This is a genomic window from Mesorhizobium sp. M0136 (assembly GCF_040322515.1).
In the GTDB taxonomy this organism is placed as follows: domain Bacteria; phylum Pseudomonadota; class Alphaproteobacteria; order Rhizobiales; family Rhizobiaceae; genus Mesorhizobium.
Window position 1 is genome coordinate 121,778 of the sequence record NZ_JAMYTP010000006.1, and the last position, 18,588, is coordinate 140,365.

Below are 18,588 nucleotides of genomic sequence, written 5' to 3' on the forward strand. Positions count from 1 at the left end.
TTGACTAACGGCGCCGGCCGGGCTCCCGGCGCCGATCAAGCCCCGTCCGTCACCGCTTCCTGCGCGTGCATGCGTTTGACTTCCTTCGGCGTCGGCTTGACCACCCTGGTGACGAAGACGACGAGCGCCAGCGTGAGGAAAATCGCGCCGAGCAGATACGGGGCACCGCCGAAAGCTACGGGCGCGTTCGGGCCCGTGAACCAGGAAAAGATCGCCGTATAAAGCAGCGGTGTGATGATCGAGGTGATCGAGAAGATCGAGGTCATTGCGCCCTGGAGTTCGCCCTGGGCGGAAGGTGGCACTTTGGCGGCCGCAAGGCTTCTGAGCGGCGGGTCGGCCAACGCCTCGAGACATCCAACGACGATCACTGCATAGATCATCCAGCCTTGTGACGCGAAGGCGTAGCCGAAGGCGCTGAGTGCGGTAAATGCCAGACCGATTACCGCCGTCTTCCACTCGCCAAGCTTGGGGATCACGCGCGGCAGGACTGTCGCCATGACGATCGCTCCGCACAGGCCGAAAGCGCCGAGCGAGAAGCCGATCTGTTGTTCGCTCCAGCCATAGCGATAACTGGAGACGAACGACCAGACCGCAGGATACATCATGTGCCCCAGCGTCATCAGAAAGAAGACAAGTCCGATCCAGCCGATACCTTCGTAGTTGCGCATCTGGACGAGCGTGCCGACCGGGTTGGCGCGTTTCCACTCGAAGCGGCGACGGTGCTTGTTATCAAGTGTTTCCGGCAACAGAAACAGCGCGATCAGAAAGTTTGCGAACGCAAGCCCGGCAGCGAAATAGAACGGCACACGCGGCCCGAACGTGCCGAGCAACCCGCCCAGAACCGGCCCGATGACGAAGCCGACGCCGAAAGCAATGCCGAGCAGCCCAAAATTCTTCGCACGATTTTCGTCGGTCGAGATATCGGCGATGAATGCCGATGTCGTGGAATAACTGGCGCCGGAAATGCCGGCCAGCACGCGGCCGATGAACAGCATCGGATAGGACCAGGCGATAGCGCAGATCAGATTGTCGATAGCGAACGTCAGCACCGAGGCGAGCAGGATAGGCCGCCGTCCGAACCGGTCGCTCAACCCGCCCATCACCGGTGCGAAAACGAACTGCATCGCCGCATAGACGAAGAACAGCCAGCCGCCCTCGATAGCCGCCTCGCTGATGCCGACGCCGGTCAATTCCCTGAGATAGGCCGGCAGCACCGGCATAATGATGCCGAAGCCGATGACGTCGAGCAGCAGGGTGGTGAAAACAAGCGCAAGGCCCCGCCTGGCGGTTTTGGGGTCTATCATGATGGTATCTCCTCGGGCCGCCCGAGCGAACGGGGACACACTTTATAGGCGAGCACATCGCTGGGAACAATGAGGGAACGGGCAGAGTGCTTTCATCCTGACATCCCCTGACTGCGATCCAGTCTCTCGGATTACGAGAAAACCGTCGGCTCAGATCGGGTTGTTGAACGTGTCACAGTCTGAAAGCTTGCCGTTCTGGAAACCTCGCGCCAGCCAGGTCTGCCGCTGCTGCGACGTGCCGTGGTTGAAGCTTTCCGGCACGACGTAGCCCTGCATCTTCTTCTGCAGCGTGTCGTCGCCGATCTGTTTGGCGGCGTTCAGTGCCTCCGCCATGTCGCCCTGTTCCAAGATGCCCTTCTGACCGGTGAAATGCGCCCAGATGCCGGCAAAGCAGTCGGCCTGCAACTCGACCTGCACCGACATGTGGTTGGCGTCGGCTTCGCTCATATTCTGCCGCATCTGGTTGAATTTGGGCAGGATGCCGACGAGGTTCTGCACGTGATGGCCGACCTCATGCGCGATCACATAGGCCTGTGCGAAATCGCCGGAGGCACCGAACTGCTGATCGAGTTGCTGGAAGAAGGTGGTGTCGAGATAGACCTTGCGGTCGTTGGGACAGTAGAATGGTCCGGCCGCTGACGAGGCAGAGCCGCAGGCGGAGCGAATCCGGCCGCTGAACAGGACCAGCTTTGGATCCTGATAGGTCAGGCCCTCGGACTGGAAAATACCGGTCCAGGTATCCTCAGTCTCGGCCAGCACGGTCGACACGAACTGCTTCATCTCGTCGGACGCGGGCGCACCGGTGCCGCCGCCCTGGCTGCCACTATTGTCGGTGATCTGGCCGCCGCCACCGGGCTGCAAGCCGCTGTCATCGAGGATCTGGCTCGGGTCGAAGCCGAAATACCACCCTGCCAGGAAAATCAACCCTACGATAATGATGCCCGACATGCCGCCGCCGCCGGCGCGACCGCCGATCGGGATGCGAAACTGGCCCGGCCCACCGCCAAGCCCGCCGCTCTGGCCGCGCTCGTCCTCGACATTGTCACTCTGACGACGGCCCTTCCAGAGCATGGCAACCCCCGTGACGCAATTTCTTCCGGCCGATCGGGCCGTGTCCCGGTTCGATCGGACACGACCACAATTATCTCAACGGTTACGCCAAGTCACAGTATTTTTCGTGCGAACAAGCAATGCTTGCTGACGCTTGTTTGCTCTGGCCGAAACATCGCAAGGTCTGTGGCGTTCGCCCTGCTCATGGGAGCGAGTCGCGCCACGTGCTTTTCAGCGGGCGGCGATTATTGCCTTGCGAAAGGCTTCGAGCGTCTCGGCGCTGACATGATGCTCGATGCCTTCGGCGTCGATGCGCGCCGTCTCGGCACTGACGCCGAGCGAGCGCAGGAAGGCCTCGACCGTCTGGTGGCGAATGCGGCTCTCTTCCGCAACCTTGCGGCCGGCCTCGGTCAGGAACACGCCGCGATAAGGCTTCCGGGAGACCAGCCCGTCGGCGCACAGCCGCGTCAGCATTTTCGCCACCGTCGGCTGAGCAACGCCGAGCCGTGCCGCGATATCGACCTGGCGCGCCTCGTTGCCATCCTCGATCAGGTCGGCGATGAGCTCGACATAATCCTCGACCAGCGCGCTGCGGCGCGCTTCACGCGTCTGCCTGAAGCCTTCCGAGTGGATTTCTGCATCAGGCAGCGGCTTTTCGCGAGGAACCGGTCTTTTCTTCAGCGCCAATACGCGCTCCTCCCGGCAGTTTGAATCGACATTGCAGTCATAACACGGAACCCTATTTGTTCTGGCCGTTTATTTCCATTCGGTGGCCGGCGCAACCGGCGGTCATTGCGGTCCGGTCGCACGGCCAAGCGGCTACACGAAAAAGCTCCGACAATGAAATATAGCATATTGCATAATGTTCAGCCGTGGCATAGATAAGGAGACAACATCGATCGTTCCAGTGGAAAGCCATTTCATGTCGGAAGCCGAAGCCACCTCAGCCCCCCGGTCCATGTGGCGATTTGCCCGCCCGGAGGACGACGAGCAGCTCAGCCTGCGCGAAGTCAACGCAACGATCGCGGTGCCGCACTCGGGGATCTGGCTTCGCCGGCTGTTCGCCTTCATGGGGCCGGGCTACATGGTTTCGGTCGGCTATATGGATCCGGGCAATTGGGCGACCGACCTCGCCGGCGGAGCCCAATTCGGCTACACGCTGCTTTTCATCATCATGTTGTCGAACCTGATGGCGATCCTGCTGCAGGCGCTCGCCGCCCGGCTCGGCATCGCCACCGGCCGCGACCTTGCGCAGGCGTGCCGCGCCTATTATCCGCGACCGGTCAATTTCATGCTGTGGGTCGCTTGCGAATTGGCCATCATCGCCTGCGACCTGGCCGAGGTCATTGGCACGGCAATCGCCTTGCAACTGCTGTTCGGGATTCCGCTGATCGGCGGCGCCATTATCACCGCGCTCGATGCCTTCCTGCTGCTGCTGCTGATGAACAAGGGCTTCCGTTTCCTCGAGGCCTTCATCATAGCACTTTTGATTGTCATCTTCGGCTGCTTCGCCATTCAGATCTTTGCCGCCGCGCCGCCGGTCGGCTCCATCCTGCACGCCATGTTCGTGCCGTCGTCCGAGATCGTCACCAATCCGGCGATGCTTTACATTGCCATCGGCATCATCGGCGCCACGGTGATGCCGCACAATCTCTATCTGCACTCCTCGATCGTGCAGACCCGCGCCTACGAGCGCACCGATCGCGGCAAGCGCGACGCCATCAAATGGGCGACGACCGACTCGACCATCGCGCTGATACTGGCGCTGTTCGTCAATGCCTCCATCCTGATCGTGTCGGCGGTGGCTTTCCACGGCACCGGCCATCATGACGTGGGTGAGATCGGCCAGGCGTTCGAGCTTCTGTCGCCGCTGCTTGGCCTCGGCATCGCTTCCATCCTGTTTGCGGTGGCGCTGCTTGCCTCCGGCCTGAACTCGACGGTGACGGCGACGCTGGCCGGCCAGATCGTGATGGAAGGCTTCTTGCGGCTGCGCATCCCGCAATGGGCGCGCCGCCTGCTGACGCGCGGCATCGCCATCATCCCGGTGGTGGTCGTCACCGCCCTCTATGGCGAGAAGGGCACCGGCCAGTTGCTGGTCTTCAGCCAGGTGATCCTGTCGATGCAGCTTCCCTTCGCGGTCGTCCCGCTGGTGCAGTTCGTCTCGGACAAGCGCAAAATGGGCAATTTCGCCATTTCCCGCGCCGTTGCCGTGCTGGCCTGGGTGGTTGCCGCCCTCATCCTGGTGCTCAACTTCAAGCTGCTCTACGACACGGTCGTCGGTTTAGGCTGAGCGTCTGCTCCAAACTGACCCAACAACGTCGGCAATCATCCGTCCTTCCAGCCCTGGAAATTTGCCGGCCGCTGTCGGACAAATGTCTGTCTGCCCGTCCTTGGCTCGAAGTCCGGCCATGACGGCACGGATCAGCGAAAGGGAGCTCCAATGAGGAAGATCATCGCCGCAACATTCGTCAGCCTCGACGGCGTCATGCAGGCGCCCGGCGGCCCGCAAGAGGACCCTGTCGGCGGCTTCAAATTTGGCGGCTGGACGTTCCACTACTGGGACGACGTGATGGGTGCCGCCATGGGCGAGACGTTTTCAAAACCGTTCGCGCTGCTTCTCGGCCGCAAGACCTACGACATCTTCGCCGCCCATTGGCCCTACCAGAAGAATGACCCGATCGCCGACAGCTTCAACGCCGTCACCAAATATGTGGCTACGCACAGGCCAGATACGCTGTCCTGGCAAAACAGCCAGCCGCTCGGCAGCGATGTCGTGGCGACGTTGCGCCGGATGAAGCAGGAGGACGGCCCCGACCTGCTCATTCAGGGATCGAGCGAGCTGATCCAGACCTTGCTCGCCAATGACCTGATCGACGAGATCAGCCTGCTGATTTTCCCGCTGGTGCTGGGCAAGGGCAAAAAACTGTTCGGCAGCGGCGCGATGCCTGCCGCCTTCAAGCTGACCCGTTCGCAGGCATCGACCACCGGCGTCCTCATGGCGAGCTATGAGCGCTCCGGCGAGATCAAGACCGGGTCCTTTGCCCCGGAACAGCCTTCCGAAGCCGAGATCGAGCGGCGCAAGAACTGGAAGTAGATGCCGCAGGGCGATCAAGGACGGCTGAACACTGGCCGTCCTTTTTGCTGTTTTAAGCCGCCTCTCGTCGCCGTGCCAATCCATCGCGGAGGTGGCCCGCGAATGCCAGTACGGCAGGCGCAACGCTGTGCTTCGGCAAATGCAGATTGATTGCAAAATTCGGCAATGACGGCAAATCCGGATCGTTGGCCAAAATATCGAGGTCCGCAGGTACGGTCGACGCCAACCAGGTGGTGACGGCCAAGTCCGAACGCACTGTCGCCGTCGTCGCGTCGATGCTGCCGTTTTCGAATACGGTGCGCCATGCCAGCCCGTGCTCGTTAAGCGCCTCCAGTACAACCGGACGGAACGCGCAGGTCTCGGCGACCATCGAAACCGGCAAGGGGCGTTTGCTGCGGGCGCCGCCGCCTTTGGCGCCGACCCAGACCAGCCGGTCGACAACAAGGCATTCGCCGGCCGACCGACCGACCGGCTCCTCGATCACCGCGAGCTCTATCGTGCCGGCCGCCAAGGCCGCAGCCAGCTCCGGCGACGAGGCGCAGACAAGCGAGATCTCGACCTGCGGATACGCCTCGGCATAGGCCTTGAGCACCGGCGCAAGCAAGGTGCCGACAAGGTCGTACGGCACGCCAAGCCGCACCTGACCGGCAACTGCATCGCCCGCCATCTCCGCCAGGATCTCGTCATTGAGCGAAAGCAGGCGCTTGCCCTTGCCGAACAGCCGCTCGCCGGAGCGGGTCAGCCGCAATCCGCTCCGATCGCGGTCGAACAGCCTACAGCCGAGAACCTCTTCCAAACGCTTGACCTGCTGGCTGACGGCACCTTGCGTCAAATGCAGCGCGTTGGCCGCCGCCGTCATGCTGGCCCTGTCGGCAACGGTGACAAAGGTTCGGATCAGGGCAGTGTCGAGGTTGCGGAGCATCAAGCCATTATATTTGCTAATGCATGTCATAGCAAACATTGCATTTACTGATGAGCAAAACAGCTTACCGTGCAGGCTTCAAAGGAAGCAGCATGTTTGAAACCGTCCTTCCCCTCGTCCTGTTCGCGCTGGTCTCTACCTCAACGCCCGGCATCGCCACGACCTTGTCGACGGCGTCCGGCGCGCAGTTCGGCTTCCGCCGCTCTATCCCGCTGGTGGCCGGAAGTGCGGCCGGCCTGGCCACAGTGGCTGCGGCAGGTGCTGCCGGGCTCGCTGGTCTGCTGGCCGCCGCTCCTTCGCTGCAACTGGCAATGAAAATGGCCGGTACCCTCTATCTGGTATGGCTTGCGCTCAAGATCGGCCGCAGCGGTCCGCCCAATCTGGACGTGGCCATGGCAAAGCCGAACAGCTTTTTGGGCGGCGCCGGCCTGCAATGGATGAACCCAAAGGGCTGGGCCATGGGGCTGGGAGCGGCGGCATCTTTTGCCGCGCTTGCCAAAGGGCCGCTGCAGCTCGCCTTGCTGCTCGGCACGGTCTTCGGCCTTGCAGCGGCTCTATCCCTGGCGGCATGGTGCGTGGCGGGCACGCTGCTCGCCCGGTTGCTGCGAACCGAGCGGCAGTGGCGCATGCTCAACGCCGTGCTTGGCCTGCTGCTGGCCGCCTCGATCATTCCGATGTGGCGGACAGCGTAAGGTTAGTCTTTAGCTATGTCAGGCAGTGTAACGCGCCGCCGGCTTGCCGGCCAGAAGACTGCCGAAAAAGCCTTGCCGAACGCCAAGAAAGGCATCCACCCCGGCAACGTCGGCAAGACCCGGTGCCGTGAACGCTTCACCCTTTGCCAGGCCAACCAGCGCTGCATCGACCAGATCGTCGGCCGTCATCACGATCTCTTGCGGCACATTGGCAATATCGCTTCCCGCAACTTCCCAGAATTCTGTCCGCGTGGCCCCCGGCAAGACCACCTGCACGGCGACCTTCGTGCCGGCGACTTCCCGCTGCAAGGCCTCGGTGAAGTTGACGACGTAGGCTTTGGTGCCGCTGTAGATGCCGCCGAACGAGGTATCGAAGGCAAGGACCGAGGCGATGTTGACGATGGCGCCGCGGTTGCGCGACAGCAGCCCCGGCAGCACCGCGCGCGTCAGCCGAGTCAGCGCCACGACATTGACCTTGATCATGCGCTCGGCGACATCGGCTTCAGCCGTTGCCACCACCTGCGCGCCGCCAAGGCCGGCATTGTTGACCAGCAGCGTCACGCTGTCGTCGGTTGATATCGCCTGCTCGACCCGTCGCAGATCGCCGTCGTCGGACAAGTCGGCGCCGATGACGCTGACCTTTATGCCATACGCGAAGCGGAGCCTCTCTGCCAATTCCTCCAACCGATCGGCGCGCCGCGCCACCAGCACCAGATCGTAACCTTGGCCGGCGAGCCGGTCGGCATAGATCGCACCGATGCCGGACGAGGCGCCGGTGACGACCGCTGTACCCTTATCCTGATTGCTCATTGTCTTGTTCCTTCTGGTTCGATTCCAAATGCCAGTGCCGTGGGGCAACGCCCTGCTTCGACTGGCAGACCAATTAAAGGCATATGCCACTATCGGTACGTAGGCATATGCCACCATCTTGTCAATCCGGGGAGCAAGGACTATTTCTGGTTAGCATCGAGGGCCTCCCAGTCCCCCTCATCGGAAATCCGCCAATGTCCCAAACCACCCTGCCCGGCCTGGCGCTTTGCAACAACGCCATGCTGCGCCGCGCGACGCGGAAACTGGGCCAGTTCTATGACGATGTGCTGGCCCCATCGGGTCTGAAGGCCACGCAGCAGGGCCTGCTCTACCAGATCCACATCGGCGACGAACCGACGATGGGTGCCATTGCCGCGGCTCTCGTCATGGACCTGTCGGCCCTCGGTCATACGCTGAAGCCGCTGATCAGGGATGGTTACATCGAGACCTTCGCCGACCCTGCCGACCGCCGCATCAGGCGCGTCAGGCTGACATCGCAGGGCCGGATCAAGCTCGAAGAAGCTCTGAAGCTGTGGCAAGTCGCTCAGCAGCGCTTCGAGGAGATGTTTGGAAAAGAACAGGCGGCAAGCCTGCGAGCGGCGCTGGACGAAATCGCCGCGCTTGATTTCGACGTACCGCCGGCCGCGAGTTGAATTATCGGCGGCCGGCAGCCAAGCTCCGCCAACAGCCCTATTCGGCCGGCATCGCCACCGGTCGCGCCGCCAGGTGGCCCGCCATCACTACGCCCAGACCGATGATCGGGAATGCCGCCGCGACCACGCCGAGGTCGGCCGGTGCGCCATAGCGCAGCACCGCGGCGCCGACCACGGCACCCAGTGCGACGCCGAGATAGAGTGCCGAAGCGTTCAGCGATAGCACGATGGGCGCGGCATCGGGCGCCAACTTGATGATACGGCTGGCCTGCGCCGGCGGGAACGCCCAGCCGACGATGCCCCACGGCACCATCATAGCCATGAGCGCCGGCCCGGCGATCTCGCGCGGCAGGAACATGGGGATCAGCGAAAACGTGACCAGCATGGCGGCACTCAGCGCCAGCGACCAGCAGACGGTGCGCGTCGCGCCGAAACGATCGGCGGCTTGACCGCCGCCGATATTGCCGATGACCGCGCCAACTCCGAAAGCAAGCAGCATTCCGGGAAGCGCGATCGGGTTCAGTCCGCCGCCTTCGATGGCGAGCGGCGCGACAAAGGCAAAGACGGTGAAGGCGCCGATCAGCGCCAGGATGGTCGTTACCAGGATAGGCATGACGCCGGGGCGAAGTGCCGCGGCCAACCGCATCCGGAGCGGCAGCCTAGTGCCGACGATGCCGCGCGGCAGCCGATACCACAAAATCGCGCCGGCGAGCGCGCCAAGGCCGGCAATGGCAAAGAAGGTGCCGCGCCAGCCGGCAACCGTCGCAACGAGCGCGCCGAGCGGTGCGCCGACCGCGACCGCAACCGTAGTGCCGCCGACGACCACGGCGATGGCGCGGGCGCGGTGATGATCGTCGACAAGCGCAACGGCCGTTCCCTGTGCGGTCGCCGCAAACAGGCCTGACGACAGCGCCATGACGATGCGCGCGATCAACAGCAATTCGAAGGAGGAGCTCAGCGCCGCGGCGACGTTGCCCAACACGAAGAACACCAGCGTCCACAGGATGACGCGGCGACGGTCCCATTCGCCGGTCAGCGTTGCCAGGATCGGCGTGCCGATCGCATAGGCGAGCGCAAACGCGGTGATCAGCGTGCCGGCGAGCGGGACGGAGATGGCGGCATCCTTTGCAATATCGGGCAAAAGGCTGGAGATAACGAAACCTTCGGTCGAAATCGTGAACGATCCGAGCGCAAGCCAGATGAGGCGCTTATCCATAGCAATTTCCTTAGTTCAAGCAATTTCCTTAGTTCAAAGGTTATTGAACAATTGGACATAATAGGGCATGATGTCAATAAAGCCGGTGCAAAATAGCCGAACCATCCTGACAGCCCGGTGTCAGGACGGGGCGGCGGGACGAAACTATGTGTCCATTGGCCACGAGAGGAGATGCGTTGAAATCGGCTCCAAATGTGCTTAATTCCTGGGCATGACCTTGCCCCATCCCACCGCCGACCAGATCAGCCTGGCGAACGTGCTTGCCGTGCTCGGCGACCCGACGCGACTGGCCATAGTGCGCTATCTCGCCAGCAAAGAGGGCGTGCCGCTGAATTGCAGCCGGTTCCTCGACTTCGCCTCGAAGACCAATCTGAGTTACCATTTGGCCAAGCTTCGTGAGGCCGGCGTCACCCGCACCGAGGCGGTTGGCACCAGCCGGCTGATCACGCTGCGCCGTGACGATCTCGACCGCCGCTTCCCGGGCCTGCTCGACAGCGTTATTGCCGCGGCCGGCGACGACGCATCGTTGCCGGCGGTCGGCGGCCACGAGATCGAAGTCCGCGCCTGACCGGCGCGAAGCTGGGTTCCGCTCTCGCCCGCTTCGCGAGACGAGCAAAGTAGCTTCACCTGCCCTCCAGCCATTCCAATTAACAGAGCCTGCCATGCGCATTGCCGTCGTCGCCGACATCCACGGCAATGTCCTCGCGCTCGACGCCGTGCTCGACGATCTGCGGCAGCGCGGCGGCGCCGACCTCATCGTCAATCTCGGCGATTGCGTTTCCGGCCCGCTGTGGCCGCGCGAGACCATGGAGCGGCTCGAGGCGCTCGACCTGCCGACGGTACGCGGCAATCACGACCGCCGCGTTGCCCGCGACACTGCCGACGAGACCATGTGGCCGTCCGACCGCTACGCTCAGGAACGGCTGACGGCAGGCCAGCGCGAGGCGCTGTTCGCGCTGCCCGTCACGCTGGAGGTGGCGCCAGGCGTGATCGCCTTCCATGCCCGGCCCGACCACGACGAAAAATACCTGACTGACGCGATCGTCGAGGGCCGGCTGGTGCGCGCGCCGCTGGCCGCAATCGAGCGGCGCCTCGGCGCGGTCGATCCCACCTGCCGCATCATGCTTTGCGGCCATAGCCATCGCAGCGATTTGATCCGCATTCCCGGCGGTCCGGTCATTTTCAATCCGGGCAGCATCGGCTGCCCGGCCTATGACGATTCGACCCCACCGGCGCATGTCTCCGAGCAAGGCTCACCGCACGCCCGCTATGGTATCGTCGACTTGCACCGCGATCGCTTCGAATCCATCGCCGTCGACTATGACCATGAGGCGGCGGCGCGTCAGGCCGAGCAGGCGGGGCGGCCCGAATGGGCTCACGCGCTGCGCACCGGATTTATGTCCAGCTGAACGCGGAACGCGTTCATGCCGCCGGACTGAGCTTGGTCATGCCGGGCTGAACCGATGACCGCCTTCGAGCGGCAGAAGCCGCAATCTTCAGTTGTCGGACGCGGATCGCTTCGATCGGTTGGCAGGACGTCGGGCGCCGGCCGCCGAAGTCTTGGCCGCCGAAGTCTTGGGCGTCGAAGTCTTGGTCTCCGAAGCCTTGGGCGGTGAAGCCTTTGGCCGTGACGTACTGGGCGTTAGATGCCTTGGGTTGAAAGTCTGTGCTGGAGCCGATTCGGAACCGGCCCGAATGTCGGCGTCGCGCACCTGCTGGCCAAAGTTCAGGCCGGTCAGCTCTTCGATCTCGGCCACCGTCGAAAGAAACTCCGATACCCTGGCAATTTCAAGCGGGTCATCGAATGCCTCGGCACGCTCGCCGAACGCTTCGGGCATCACTTCCAAAACCGGCTTCTGGTCCGCCAGCAGCGCGATGGCGCGCAGGCCAGCTTGATCGGACCACAGCGCGATCTTCCAGAACTTCAGCGGAACATGGCTGTCGAAGCGGTAGGGAGGATCGTCCTCGCGGAACGCTGGCCCGGCAAACACCGTGACCCGGCCTCGCGTCGTATAGGCGTTGCGCAGCACATAGGTTTCCACCGCGCGCCATCTCAGCTTCCCCTTGGAGCCGGGATGGTCAAGCGAGCTTCCCTGATTGAAGAAGCCGACTTGCGGCGCAGCATTGGTATAAAAGAACGTGTCGCGTTCTGCCGCGACCGCCTCCTGATCGACGCCCCATGCGGGGTCGCCGCGAAGTGTAATATGGCCCTTCTGGAACATTCGAGCGATTCGTTCCTTGGATTTTGCGACGGGAAATCCGGGCACATTCTGGCTCGAATAGAATTCCCGGGTCATCTGCTCGCCAAGGTCGATGCGGCGATCGGGCCGGAAAGCATCGCTGGCTTCCGACCCGGAAATCGACTCCACCCCCAAGTCGACAAGCGACGGGTTGTCGATGACCGTCTTGTCCTCACGATTGACCGCCTTGGTACGGGATCCATCGATATTGCAGGCGGTGACGAAGGCAAGCCTGCGATCGGCGTTCATCAAGATCGAAAAATGATGGTAGCGCAATTCGTGTGGGTCCTCGCCGGGTTTGGCAAGAAGGTTTTTGGCCAACCGGTAGGGTGAATTGGCGACCGTCGGCATTGGCAGGACAAAGCCCGGTATGAAGCCGGGCTCATACCCTCCACGATCGTCGAAATCCTCTGTTTTCCAACCCGCGGCCTCGGCGATGGCCACGACCTTGGCGGGTTCGCTTGCTGGACCGTCGTTTCGTCTCGCATCGCCTCCGTCGCGGTCGATCAACGGCGCCCGGACATTTATCTCGACGGGAAAAGTCCACGTGACCGAGCCATCGGCATTATGTCTCGTCGCCGGCGGGCCGCGATCCGGTTCAGGCCGCTGCACCGGCTTGTCCGGCACGTCTCCGCGAATGTCGGCGTTCAGCCGAACTGTCTCATCCATCATGCGCGGCGTGCCGGACCAAATCGCCAGAGCTTCCGAAACCGCCGATGCCGATGAGCCCGGCAGCCTGGACTTTCTAGCGCCCAGATCGTCAACGATGGCGCTGATCCGTATGCCTTCGTTGATCTCGCGCGCAAGCGCGTAGCCAGCTATGCCCGTCACCTCGTGGAACGGGCCGGCCCAATGGTGCAGGGCAATAGGCTCCCATTCGTTGTTGAAGACCGGTGAACCGGACGAACCCTGTTCGGTATCGGCAACATAGTGCAGCACTTGAACCGTCTCGTCGCGGGCCACCAGCCGGTTTTCACGCAGCACCAGTTCCTTGAAGCGGCCATCGGGATGCTGGACGATGTTGGCGATTTCGCCGAGCATATGCTTGTCGCGCGCGTCCGACAGCGCGATAAAACCGAACTCCCCCAGTTCCTTTGGGCCGGAACGCCGCTCGCCGACCCCGATCAGCGTGTAATCCAGACCTTCTATGCTATCGGTCACGAAACAGGATTCAGGATCGAACAGGAAAGTCGTCGGCGTGCGCACGGCATTTGCACCGTCCTGCTCATAATCGAACTGGACCTGGAAGCGCCGGGAATCCGCCGGCGACGAAATCACATGGTTGTTTGTGAGGAACAGCCTAGGCCCGACCAGAAAACCCGATCCTTGCGGATTGCCGTTGAGAAAGGCAACGCGGCCGACCGCATCGGCAGCACGGCGCCCACGCTCCAGAAATGCGACCCCGATGAAATCGAGCGTTGGGCCGAGAATTGCCTCCGGTCCTGGCTGTTTGGCGGCGGCCTTTCTCTCCCCGGCAGATCTCATGTCGATTGCTGCCGATATCATCTCCGCTTCGGTGCGGCTGAGCGACGCCTTTACCTGCAACCTGTCGAGGCGCCTGGAGAGGGTCTGTTCGGCGGCCAGCGGATTGCCGTTGGCGATGTGACCAAGTGAAGCCTCAATTTCGGCGCGCGTTTTCTTGATACGCTGGCGAACTATGTTTTCCACTTGCGCGAATATTTCAAGGTCGACCATATTGCCCTCCTCAACCTTACTTGAGAGAGTGCATATTTACATGAAATGTGCAATATTTTGCCGGCTGTTAGTTCACGGAAGTGGCCTGGTCGCGATTCAACACGCGGCACCTTTTCGGGCTTACACAGCGCCGCCTCGTCGCCTATAAAAACCGGCTGGCGTGCGATGGCGCTTTCGTGCCTGGCCACCCTTCGGCAATTGAACCTACCGCCCATGGCAGATGATTAGGCGCACAGTAACACTCCCGACGACGCTGCTTGCGGTGGTTGCCGCTCCGCTGATGCTGACGGAGTTGCCGGCCAACGGCCAGGAGCCGGAGCCCATCATCTCGATTGTGACGGGTCTCGCTCCCGATGACCTCCTGAACGTGCGCGCCACGGCGTCGGCCATGGGCAAGATCGAGGCACGGCTGCCGAGTGGTTCGAGCGTGAAAAATCTCGGCTGCGGCGACGTCAGCGGCTACAAGTGGTGCAAGGTCGAAGACATTGACGACCCGAAGCTGAGCGGATGGGCACCTGCACGCTACCTCGACCCCATCAATCCCCGGCAAGTGACACCCCAGGCAGCGGCCAATGCGGAGAGCCCTGCCTCTCAACCGCTGCCCGATCTGACAACGCGCCTCGGCGCAACCGCTCCCGAAACGTCGCTGAACACCGCTGACGCAATCGGCAGGGTGGCTATCGAGGACGCTTACCGCCTGGCCCTGGCCGCTGGCAATCCCTCGACTGGACAGGTTGATGGATCGGCGCCCGCGGCAGTGGGTCCCGTCCAGAATTTCGGCGCGACCAATGCGGCGCCTCCGGCCGACGCACAGACCGTTGCACGGCTGCAGCCGCCGGGGACACCATTCCCAGGTGCCGGCAACGTCATTCCTTGCGCGCGCTATCTCGGCCAGCCGATGACCAGCTGCAAGGCAGGCGTCGCGCGCACCGGCGACAAAACCGACGTGACCGTGACCTGGCCCGACGGCGGCATGCGCATCATCAGCTTCCAGGCCGGCAAGCCGGCCGGTTCGAATGGGCCGGGCGAATTCCGCTTCACGCGCGAAGGCAGCCTCAACATGATCCGCGTCGGCGTTGCCGAACGCTTCGAGATTACGGATCAACTGGCGCTGGGGGATAGTGGTAAGGGGAATAAGGCAGTAGGGCAGTAGGGCAATATGTTTAAAGGCCGCTCGAACCTCTGCCCTACTGCCCTCCTGCCTACTGCCTCATTTTCGGGGTTACATCCGGCAAAACTCTTCCCTATAAGGCCCTCCTAGCCTGATACCAGAATCGCGAGCACAACCGGCCGGGTCTTCCCGTCCGGTTTTTCGTGCAAGCCGCCTGCCGAACGGACCTTCGATATGCCAAGACGCACCGACATCAAGTCGATCCTGATCATCGGGGCCGGCCCCATCGTCATCGGCCAGGCCTGCGAGTTCGACTATTCCGGCACCCAGGCCTGCAAGGCGCTGAAGGAAGAGGGTTTTCGTGTCATCCTGGTCAACTCCAATCCGGCCACCATCATGACCGATCCGGAGCTGGCCGATGCCACCTATATTGAGCCGATCACGCCGGAAGTGGTTGCCAAGATCATCGCCAAGGAGCGGCCCGACGCGCTGCTGCCGACCATGGGCGGCCAGACCGCCCTCAACACCGCTCTGTCGCTGCGCCGCATGGGCGTGCTCGACCGCTACAATGTCGAGATGATCGGCGCCGACGCCACCGCAATAGACAAGGCCGAGGACCGTGCACTGTTTCGCGAGGCGATGAGCAAGATCGGCCTGGAAACGCCGAAGTCGATGCTGGCCAACGCCACCGACGTCAAGAATGCCGACCGCAAGAGGCACGAGGCCGAACGCGCCGCGCTGAAAGCCGAGAAGCCGGAAAACCTCGACGCCGCGCTCGACGCGCTGGAAACCCGCTGGAACCTCGGCGAAGGTGACCGCAAGCAGCGCTACATCAGCCATGCCATGGCGATTGCAGCACAAGCGCTCGACCATGTCGGCCTGCCCGCAATTATCCGCCCCTCCTTCACCATGGGCGGCACCGGCGGCGGCATTGCCTACAACCGCGCTGAATTCTTCGAGATCGTCCAGTCTGGTCTCGATGCCTCGCCGACCACCGAAGTGCTGATCGAGGAGAGTGTGCTCGGCTGGAAGGAATATGAGATGGAGGTCGTCCGCGACAAGGCGGACAATTGCATCATCGTCTGCTCGATCGAGAACATCGATCCGATGGGCGTGCATACGGGTGACTCGATCACCGTCGCCCCTGCCCTGACCTTGACCGACAAAGAATACCAGATGATGCGCAACGCCTCGATCGCGGTGCTGCGCGAAATCGGCGTCGAGACCGGCGGCTCCAACGTGCAGTTCGCCGTCAACCCGGCCGATGGCCGTCTGGTGGTCATCGAGATGAACCCGCGCGTCTCGCGTTCGTCCGCGCTGGCCTCCAAGGCGACCGGCTTCCCGATCGCCAAGATCGCCGCCAAGCTCGCCGTCGGCTACACGCTGGACGAGCTGGAGAACGACATCACCGGCGGCGCCACGCCGGCGTCGTTCGAGCCGAGCATCGATTATGTCGTCACCAAGATCCCGCGCTTTGCCTTCGAGAAATTCCCCGGCGCCGAGCCGGTGCTGACCACCTCGATGAAGTCGGTCGGCGAGGTTATGGCCATCGGCCGCACCTTCCAGGAATCGCTGCAGAAGGCGCTGCGCGGGCTCGAGACCGGCCTGACGGGTCTGGACGAGATCGAGATCCCCGGTATCGGCCACGGCAGCGCGCCGGCCAGCCATGTCGACGACCGCAACGCCATTCGCGCCGCGCTCGGCACGCCGACGCCGGACCGGCTGCGCATGGTGGCGCAGGCGATCCGCATGGGCACCTCGCTGGAAGACGTGCACGCAATGTGCAAGATCGATCCGTGGTTCCTTGAGCAGATCGCCGGCATCCTCGCCATGGAGGATCGCATCCGCGAGCACGGCATTCCTGAGGACGCCGCCAATCTGCGCATGCTGAAGGCGATGGGTTTCTCCGACGCCCGCCTCGCCTCCCTGGTCAGGAAAGACGTCGAAGAAATCGAGAAGATTAGGCGTACGCTCGACGTTCATCCGGTCTACAAGCGCATCGACACCTGCGCCGCCGAGTTCGCTTCGCCCACCGCCTACATGTATTCGACCTATGAGGTTCCCTTTGCCGGCGCATTGGCCAACGAGGCACAGGTCTCATCGCGGAAAAAGGTCGTCATCCTCGGCGGCGGCCCCAACCGCATAGGCCAGGGCATCGAGTTCGACTATTGCTGCTGCCATGCGGCGTTTGCGCTGCGCGACGCCGGCTTCGAGGCGATCATGGTCAACTGCAATCCGGAGACCGTCTCGACCGACTACGACACCTCCGACCGGCTCTATTTCGAGCCGCTGACGCCGGAGGACGTGCTGGAGATCCTGCGCACCGAACAGGCCTCGGGCGAGCTGGTCGGCGTCATCGTCCAGTTCGGCGGCCAGACGCCGCTGAAGCTCGCCGACGCGCTTGAGAAGGCCGGCATCCCGATCCTCGGCACTTCGCCCGACATGATCGATCTGGCCGAGGACCGCGACCGCTTCCAGAAGCTCTTGCACAAGCTCGGCCTCAGCCAGCCGAAGAACGGCATCGCCTATTCCGTCGAGCAGGCCCGCCTCGTCGCCGGCGAGCTCGGCTTCCCGCTGGTCGTGCGCCCGTCCTATGTGCTGGGTGGCCGCGCCATGCAGATCATCCACGATGAGAGCATGCTGCAATCCTACCTGCTCGACACCGTGCCCGGCCTGGTGCCGGAGGACATCAAGCAGAAATACCCCAACGACAAGACCGGCCAGATCAACACGCTTCTCGGCAAGAACCCGCTTCTGTTCGACACCTATCTCTCAGGCGCCATCGAGGTCGACGTCGATTGCCTTTGCGACGGCAAGTCGACCTACGTCTCCGGCATATTGGAGCACATAGAGGAAGCCGGCATCCATTCGGGCGACAGTGCCTGCTCGCTGCCGGTGCACTCGCTGCCCTCGGAGCTTGTCGACGAGCTGGAGCGCCAGACTGCAGCACTTGCCCGCGCGCTCAATGTCGGCGGTCTGATGAACGTGCAATATGCGATCAAGGACGGCACGGTTTATGTGCTCGAGGTCAACCCGCGCGCGTCGCGCACCGTGCCCTTCGTCGCCAAGACCATCGGCTGGCCTATCGCAAAGATTGCCGCCCGCATCATGGCCGGCGAAAGCCTGGAAGACGCCTTCGCCCATTACGGCGCCATGCCCGACCCACGCAATCCCGGCCACATCGCGGTCAAGGAAGCGGTGTTCCCGTTCGCCCGTTTCCCCGGCGTCGACATATTGCTCGGCCCGGAAATGCGCTCGACCGGCGAGGTCATGGGCCTCGACCGCGACTTCGCGCTCGCCTTCGCCAAGAGCCAGCTCGGGGCGGGTGTTGATCTCCCCCGCGCGGGCACGCTGTTCGTCTCGGTGCGCGACGAGGACAAGAAAGGCATCCTGCCGGCGGTCAAGCGCCTCGCCGGTCAGGGTTTCAAAGTGCTCGCCACCTCCGGCACCGCCCGCTTCCTCGCTGAGAACGGCGTCGCCGCGGAGAAGATAAACAAGGTACTGGAAGGCCGCCCCCACATCGAGGACGCCATCCGCAACCGCCAGGTGCAGATCGTCTTCAACACCACGGACGGCCAGAAGGCGGTCTCGGACTCGAAGTCGCTCCGCCGCGCCACGCTGATGCAGAAGGTGCCGTATTACACGACGCTATCAGGCGCGGCAGCTGTGGCGGAGGCGATCGCGGCGCTGAGGGCGGGGAGTTTGGAAGTGCGGCCGCTGCAGGAGTATTTTTCATAAGCCTTCACAGCACCAACGGCGAGCGGGACGCTACTATGGCGACAGGACGGCTCCGCACTAGCA

The 18,588-nt window shown here is 63.0% G+C and carries 15 protein-coding genes; 8 read left to right on the forward strand and 7 right to left on the reverse strand.

Features of this window, described 5'->3' with window-relative positions; all coding sequences use genetic code 11:
* Nucleotides 1-35: 35 nt before the first annotated feature.
* The 3 genes from NKJ35_RS09290 to mntR form a co-directional block, all read right to left on the reverse strand.
* Entirely contained in the window at nucleotides 36-1,304 is a 1,269-nt protein-coding gene (locus NKJ35_RS09290) for a TCR/Tet family MFS transporter (RefSeq protein ID WP_352646449.1), read from the reverse strand.
* Between the two features lie 150 nt (nucleotides 1,305-1,454).
* Nucleotides 1,455-2,375, reverse strand: a complete 921-nt coding sequence (ypfJ, locus tag NKJ35_RS09295) for a KPN_02809 family neutral zinc metallopeptidase (RefSeq protein WP_254820345.1) — start codon at nucleotides 2,373-2,375, stop codon at nucleotides 1,455-1,457.
* A gap of 210 nt (nucleotides 2,376-2,585) precedes the next feature.
* Nucleotides 2,586-3,041 carry a manganese-binding transcriptional regulator MntR gene (mntR, locus tag NKJ35_RS09300; RefSeq protein WP_254820344.1) on the reverse strand — a complete coding sequence of 152 codons (456 nt, stop codon included), beginning with the start codon at nucleotides 3,039-3,041 and terminating at the stop codon, nucleotides 2,586-2,588.
* A gap of 235 nt (nucleotides 3,042-3,276) precedes the next feature.
* Here mntR and NKJ35_RS09305 point away from each other — a divergent pair, with 235 nt between their 5' ends.
* Nucleotides 3,277-4,644, forward strand: a complete 1,368-nt coding sequence (locus NKJ35_RS09305) for an Nramp family divalent metal transporter (protein WP_352646452.1) — start codon at nucleotides 3,277-3,279, stop codon at nucleotides 4,642-4,644.
* Nucleotides 4,645-4,794: 150 nt separating this feature from the next.
* Nucleotides 4,795-5,448, forward strand: coding sequence for a dihydrofolate reductase family protein (locus NKJ35_RS09310; RefSeq protein WP_352477810.1), 654 nt, complete (start codon nucleotides 4,795-4,797; stop codon nucleotides 5,446-5,448).
* A 52-nt stretch (nucleotides 5,449-5,500) separates the two neighbouring features.
* Here the strand turns inward: NKJ35_RS09310 and NKJ35_RS09315 are convergent, their stop codons facing one another.
* The gene (locus NKJ35_RS09315; RefSeq protein ID WP_352646681.1) at nucleotides 5,501-6,370 is read right to left on the reverse strand and encodes a LysR family transcriptional regulator; all 870 of its coding nucleotides are present in this window, start codon (nucleotides 6,368-6,370) and stop codon (nucleotides 5,501-5,503) included.
* A 92-nt stretch (nucleotides 6,371-6,462) separates the two neighbouring features.
* Here NKJ35_RS09315 and NKJ35_RS09320 point away from each other — a divergent pair, with 92 nt between their 5' ends.
* Nucleotides 6,463-7,062, forward strand: coding sequence for a LysE family translocator (locus NKJ35_RS09320; RefSeq protein WP_352646454.1), 600 nt, complete (start codon nucleotides 6,463-6,465; stop codon nucleotides 7,060-7,062).
* Between the two features lie 18 nt (nucleotides 7,063-7,080).
* On the opposite strand, the gene NKJ35_RS09325 is transcribed toward NKJ35_RS09320, so the two are convergent.
* Complete coding sequence (locus tag NKJ35_RS09325; RefSeq protein ID WP_352646456.1) at nucleotides 7,081-7,872, reverse strand: SDR family NAD(P)-dependent oxidoreductase; 792 nt, start codon at nucleotides 7,870-7,872, stop codon at nucleotides 7,081-7,083.
* 194 nt (nucleotides 7,873-8,066) lie between these two features.
* On the opposite strand from NKJ35_RS09325, the gene NKJ35_RS09330 reads away from it, so the two are divergent.
* On the forward strand, nucleotides 8,067-8,525 hold the full coding sequence (locus NKJ35_RS09330) for a MarR family winged helix-turn-helix transcriptional regulator (RefSeq protein WP_352477816.1): 459 nt from the start codon (nucleotides 8,067-8,069) through the stop codon (nucleotides 8,523-8,525).
* A gap of 37 nt (nucleotides 8,526-8,562) precedes the next feature.
* Here the strand turns inward: NKJ35_RS09330 and NKJ35_RS09335 are convergent, their stop codons facing one another.
* Complete coding sequence (locus tag NKJ35_RS09335; protein ID WP_352646458.1) at nucleotides 8,563-9,741, reverse strand: MFS transporter; 1,179 nt, start codon at nucleotides 9,739-9,741, stop codon at nucleotides 8,563-8,565.
* Nucleotides 9,742-9,952: 211 nt separating this feature from the next.
* Between NKJ35_RS09335 and NKJ35_RS09340 the strand changes: the two genes are divergently transcribed.
* Nucleotides 9,953-10,309: an ArsR/SmtB family transcription factor gene (locus NKJ35_RS09340; RefSeq protein ID WP_254820338.1), complete on the forward strand. Its 357-nt coding sequence runs from the start codon at nucleotides 9,953-9,955 to the stop codon at nucleotides 10,307-10,309.
* Nucleotides 10,310-10,403: 94 nt separating this feature from the next.
* Nucleotides 10,404-11,150, forward strand: a complete 747-nt coding sequence (locus NKJ35_RS09345; protein WP_352477818.1) for a metallophosphoesterase family protein — start codon at nucleotides 10,404-10,406, stop codon at nucleotides 11,148-11,150.
* An 87-nt stretch (nucleotides 11,151-11,237) separates the two neighbouring features.
* Here NKJ35_RS09345 and NKJ35_RS09350 read toward each other — a convergent pair whose 3' ends face one another.
* Complete coding sequence (locus NKJ35_RS09350; RefSeq protein WP_352646461.1) at nucleotides 11,238-13,676, reverse strand: DNA/RNA non-specific endonuclease; 2,439 nt, start codon at nucleotides 13,674-13,676, stop codon at nucleotides 11,238-11,240.
* Nucleotides 13,677-14,064: 388 nt separating this feature from the next.
* Between NKJ35_RS09350 and NKJ35_RS09355 the strand changes: the two genes are divergently transcribed.
* Nucleotides 14,065-14,829, forward strand: coding sequence for an SH3 domain-containing protein (locus NKJ35_RS09355; RefSeq protein ID WP_352646462.1), 765 nt, complete (start codon nucleotides 14,065-14,067; stop codon nucleotides 14,827-14,829).
* A 192-nt stretch (nucleotides 14,830-15,021) separates the two neighbouring features.
* Complete coding sequence (gene carB / locus NKJ35_RS09360) at nucleotides 15,022-18,525, forward strand: carbamoyl-phosphate synthase large subunit (RefSeq protein WP_352646464.1); 3,504 nt, start codon at nucleotides 15,022-15,024, stop codon at nucleotides 18,523-18,525.
* The last annotated feature ends 63 nt before the right edge of the window (nucleotides 18,526-18,588 follow it).